Annotated in this window: 1 protein-coding gene; it reads right to left on the reverse strand. The window is 43.5% G+C overall.

All coding sequences use genetic code 11. From position 1 onward, the window contains the following. Positions 1-402: 402 nt before the first annotated feature. Positions 403-741, reverse strand: a 339-nt coding sequence (locus J8L84_RS20190) for a low molecular weight protein tyrosine phosphatase family protein (RefSeq protein ID WP_348771853.1), incomplete at its 5' end; no start/stop codon positions are given.

Consider the following 741-nt stretch of genomic DNA (forward strand, 5'->3'; position numbering starts at 1 on the left):
GAAAACTATTAAAGCCAGCATACGATTGATTGTTAAAGCAAACAAGCAAAATGCCAGTGCAGTGATGTAGGTGATTTAGCTGAAGCAAGCCGCCCATTGAGTTAACAAACGCAATGGCGCTTGCTGACTGAGAATAAGAACTTGGCGATAAAGCGCCTATTGCGCAACCTTTTAAGTAAGCGCGGTGACATTAAAACTACCAATGCTTGGGCGATGATTGAAACAACAGGTGAGGGTGGTTGAACTGATTTTTTTATTAAGCCAAACGTAGTTTAGGCTGACGCCTTCTAACTTTCCAATAACGGGCGCAGGCATGTGGGGCATAATGGCGAAGCCGCCCCACGTGTATGCGTCCCAGCGAACGTAGTGAGTGAGTTTATTGGTTTGTTATGTACGTGCCAATTACAACCGCACAAACTTTGTCACCTTATTCTTTAAAAGACGAACAAGTTCGGGCTGCATGCGCTCGTAATTGTCTGGTATGTCTAAGCAAGCCAGTTTTTTACCTTTAAGTAGATCTTTGTACTTTTTGGCGACTTTGATTCTGTGAGATTTTTCCATAACTAAGATGGCGTCGGCCCATTCAATAAGATCGCCTGAAAGCGGTGTTTCGGCATCTGCATTTGTGCCGCACCCGATTGCGTTGATTCCTTCATATTCAGAGAAAATTTCCTCACCGGTTGGGCTACGCAAACGATTTTCTGAACAAACAAATAATAGGTTCATATTTCCTTGAGTACA

The sequence above is a fragment of the Alteromonas sp. MMG017 genome (assembly GCF_018100795.1).
Taxonomy (GTDB): Bacteria; Pseudomonadota; Gammaproteobacteria; order Enterobacterales; family Alteromonadaceae; genus Alteromonas.